This window comes from Gilliamella sp. Fer4-1, from assembly GCF_001690515.1.
Lineage (GTDB): Bacteria > Pseudomonadota > Gammaproteobacteria > Enterobacterales > Orbaceae > Gilliamella > Gilliamella apicola_C.
Genome location: NZ_LZGZ01000166.1, coordinates 1 through 4,594, shown reverse-complemented (window position 1 = coordinate 4,594; position 4,594 = coordinate 1). Strand labels below are relative to the sequence as shown.

The 4,594-nt window shown below is 37.9% G+C and carries 2 protein-coding genes; both read left to right on the top strand.

Translation table 11 applies throughout. The features are described from left to right. Positions 1-129: 129 nt before the first annotated feature. Complete coding sequence (gene cas1f, locus A9G30_RS05710) at positions 130-1,083, top strand: type I-F CRISPR-associated endonuclease Cas1f (RefSeq protein WP_065588328.1); 954 nt, start codon at positions 130-132, stop codon at positions 1,081-1,083. After that, the gene (gene cas3f, locus A9G30_RS05705) at positions 1,080-4,400 is read left to right on the top strand and encodes a type I-F CRISPR-associated helicase Cas3f (protein WP_065588327.1); all 3,321 of its coding nucleotides are present in this window, start codon (positions 1,080-1,082) and stop codon (positions 4,398-4,400) included. The genes cas1f and cas3f overlap by 4 nt, the downstream gene beginning before the upstream one ends. Positions 4,401-4,594 lie beyond the last annotated feature (194 nt).

Sequence of the window (4,594 nt, the reverse complement as noted above, 5' to 3'; positions counted from 1 at the left end):
ATCAAGATTGCTTTGCTAAAGTAAAAATAATGAACTCACTGCTTACAACCACAAGAAAATGCTCGTTTTTTATGCAATATCGTGTTAATTTATTTATTATATTTTAATTAATTTAACAAGTTATCATATATGGATATGATTCATTCATCTGATCTAAAAACGATCATGCATTCCAAGCGTGCCAATATTTATTATTTAGAGCATTGCCGTGTTTTGGTTAATGGTGGGCGTGTTGAGTATGTGACGGAGCAAGGGCAACAGTCTTTATATTGGAATATCCCAATAGCTAATACTACCTGTATTTTATTAGGCACCGGAACGTCATTAACGCAAGCAGCCGTGCGAGAGCTTTCACGTGCAGGCGTCATGATTGGTTTTTGTGGAGGAGGCGGAACCCCACTTTTTTCATCAACTGAATCTGAGTTTGCCTGTCAATTTTTTTCGCCACAAAGTGAATATCGTCCTACAGAATACCTACAAAGTTGGTGTCAATTTTGGTTTGATGACAAGCGTCGATTACAAGCAGCTAAATTATTGCAACAAACAAGGCTTAATATTATTAGTGAGTGTTGGCCGCAATTTGATTGGGATGTTGATAAAACGCAGTTAACGCATATTCTTACTGATGCAATACAACAATTTACCGATGTGGATAATAGCCAAGCACTTTTAGCCGCAGAAGGGCGAATTAGCAAACGTCTTTATGGCATGGCAAATCAATTAACCTTACAAGATGACAAATTTAAACGAGAACAAGGCACACGAGGCAAAAGTCATGATCCCGCTAACCAATTTTTAGATCATGGTAACTATTTAGCCTATGGCCTTGGCGCAACGGCTTGTTGGGTATTGGGGTTACCCCACGGGCTTGCTATTTTACACGGCAAAACTCGCCGAGGTGGATTAGTTTTTGATGCGGCCGATATTATCAAAGATGGCATTGTATTACCTCAAGCGTTTTTATCAGCTAAACAAGGGGATAGTGAAAAAGAATTTCGTATGGCGTGCATTGCGCAATTTGCCCAATTAGAAGCACTCGATAAAATTATTGATACCTTAAAACAGATAGCCGATCAAATATGAATATTTTACTTGTTAGCCAATGCAAAAAGAATGCCTTAACTGAAACGCGTCGCATTATTGATCAGTTCGCTGAGCGTTGCGGTGAACGCACATGGCAAAGCCCAATGACCGAAGCCGGTCTACAAACACTCTATAAATTGTTACGCAAAACCGCACGAAAAAATACCGCAGTTGCTTGCTATTGGACTCATGGTAAAAATTTAACTGATCTTTTGTGGATTGTGGGTGATCGCAGTCAATTTAATCAAGAAGGGCGCGTCCCAACCAACCGTACGCGGCGTAATATTTTACGCAGTGACAGCGAAAATTGTTGGCAATATGCAACCACTATTCAATTAATCACAACCATAGCAGCATTACTTCATGATTTAGGTAAAGCAACGATTGGTTTTCAATCTAAATTACGAGCAGAAACGGCTGTGGCTGCTGATCCTTATCGACATGAATGGATTTCGTTGCAATTATTTTTATTAATGATTCAAGACTGCCCCACCAACGAAGCCTTATTTGATCGATTAGCGAATTTTACTGAATATCGACAACAGCATCCTAATTGGTACAAACAGCTCACCCAAGTCGAAAAAAATGATCTTACCCAACTGCCTTTATTGGCGCAGTGGATCGCATGGCTCATTGTGTCGCATCATCGAATGCCGTTTTTACCGGACTCATTAACGGGCGATATTAAAAATGCACAAAAAGTAGATTTTGATATATCGGGCTTAACTATCCGAAGTTTTTATAAAACATTTAAGGCAATTGATAAATGGGTTAAAAATAGTCATAGTCAACACACTTCACCCAACGATTTTTGGCAACTAAAAAGTGATATCACCTTAAGCCAACCTTGGCTTAAAAAATTAAGCCGTTATGCAACCAAAGCCCTAAACCATATTCCTTTAATGCAATTGGCTAATATTGACGCATTTTTATTGCATATTTCGCGTTTAAGTTTAATGGTGGCTGATCATAACTACTCAAGCTTGTCTTTAGCATGTGAAGAGGCAAAAGAAAATGAAACAATACTGATTGCTAACACAAATTACCAAAAAAAGCCTAAACAGTGTTTAGATGATCATTTAATTGGGGGCGCTAATTTAGCGGCTCGCTTTACTCGTTTATTACCTAAAATAATCACAGAATTACCTGCCATCAATCAACATAAACCTTTCACCAAACGAACAACTATAAAACGATTCCAATGGCAAAATCACGCGTTTGATTTAGCCAAAAGTTATCAACAACTATCTGATGAATGTGGCTTTTTTGGCGTGAATATGGCATCGACTGGCTGCGGTAAAACCTTAGCCAATGGGCGGATTATGTATGCGCTTTCAAATCCTAAACGCGGCGTGCGCTTTACCGTCGCACTGGGATTACGTGTTTTAACGTTGCAAACAGGTAAAGCATTAAGAGAAAGATTACACTTAAGTGATGAACATCTGGCGATTTTAGTGGGTGGGCGAGCCACAAAAACCTTGTTTGAACTGAGTAATGAAGAAATTCAACAAAACGATTCTCAAAAAAAATCAGAAAACCAAGGTAGTGAATCTATCGAATCGTTACTTGATGAATATATTGATGTAGCCGAAAGTGGTATTGCGGATTGTGAATTAGGGACGATTATCGAAGACAGTAAAGCACGGCAATTACTTTATGCGCCCATTGTGACATGCACTATTGACCATATTATTCAAGCGAGTGAATGTGGGCGTGGTGGTAAATATATTGCACCCACGTTAAGATTGTTAACTTCAGATTTGATTTTAGATGAGCCGGATGATTTTGATCAACATGACTTACCTGCACTGGCTCGCTTGGTGCATTTAGCTGGGTTATTTGGTAGCAAAGTACTACTCTCATCAGCAACCTTAACGCCAGATTTAATTGCTGGATTATTTGATGCTTACCAAGCAGGGCGAAAAATTTGGAATCAAAATAACCAATATGCCGATAATACCATTGTATGTGGTTGGTTTGATGAATATGAACAGTCGATATCACCAATTGCTGATACTAAAACGTTTAGCGATCACCATCAACAATTTGTAGCAATGCGCATTCATCAATTAGAACAGAGCGCAATCCGTCGCCAAGGGCATATTTTGGATCTACTAAATTACCAAGAAAATAAAACAGAAAACCAAAAAATCAATTATGGTGTGCTGGCTAAACAATTATTAGATCAAGCTTATCAATTTCACCAAGATCATCATCAAATAGATAAAAAATCACAAAAAAAGGTAAGTATTGGTTTAATGCGTTTTGCCCATACCGAAGATGTTATTTCACTTACACAACAAATTTATGCCCAAACCAAGTTACCTACTGATACTGCTTTTCACATCGTGGTTTATCATGCTCGGCAATTGCTATTATTGCGTAGCCAGCTAGAAGAAAAACTTGATAGAATTTTAAATCGCAGTGATGAACAGGCATTATTTCATCAACCTGAAATTATCAATGCCATCAAAGATAGCGATAAACAAAACCATATTTTTATTGTTATCGGCACGCCAGTCACCGAAGTTGGGCGTGATCACGATTATGATTGGGCAATTGTTGAACCATCATCCATGCGCTCTATTATCCAGCTAGTGGGGCGAGTATGGCGACATCGACCACAAAAAATGGCACAAAAGGCCAATGTGGCGATATTAGGATCGAATTTAACGGCAATTGAAGCTAATTATAGTACTGGAAAAGCCTGTTTTACTAAACCTGGATTTGAAGAAAAGCCATTATTCTTGCTGAAAACCCATAAAACAAATGAACTAATTCCTGAGCATCAGTTAGTAAATATTGACGCTATTCCACGTATTAAATCCTGTCCTGAAGATGGGTTAACGCTCGCCGAATTAGAACATAAGGTCATGGCAAATCTGTTTGCGATTCATGCCCGTAAAAGTAATTATGTCACCAGCTATTGGCAACCAGATTTAGCACATCACCATTGTGTGCATTTACAGGCGATTTCACCATTTAGAGGGAATAATAAGACACAAGATGAATATATCTGCCAACTTAATGATGATGGCGATTATCAATTTAGCTATGCAGATATCGCATGGCAAACACCAGATGAGCGCTGCCCAAGTACTCAAAATAACCAAATTAAATACAAACACTGGTTATTTGAAAATCCGCAAGTGAAACCGTGGTTAGAAAATAGTGTAGAACAAGCCATAACAAAAATAGCGGAACATTTCCCCAATAAAAACTTATACCGATTAGCCAATGAGTTTTGTAGTGTCAGCTTATATCGGGATAGTAATTGGTATTTTCATCCTTATTTTGGTTTTTATGAAAAGAAATAATTGTTAGTTTTATACTAAAACATATATATCACCTGAAAAATTTTGACAAAATATTATCAGATGAGTGGTAGTTGCTAGTAAAAGTGGGGGGATTGATTTATACTTGGAGTACTGCCGTATAGGTAGCTTAGGAAACATTATTATTGTCTGTAAATCATGCTATTTCACCGCTGTATAAGCGGTTCTATTTTTGT

Excerpts from the sequence above, each read along its gene's own strand:
- cas1f (WP_065588328.1), top strand. The coding sequence starts at position 130 with ATGGATATGATTCATTCATCTGATCTAAAAACGATCATGCATTCCAAG.
- cas3f (WP_065588327.1), top strand. The coding sequence starts at position 1,080 with ATGAATATTTTACTTGTTAGCCAATGCAAAAAGAATGCCTTAACTGAA.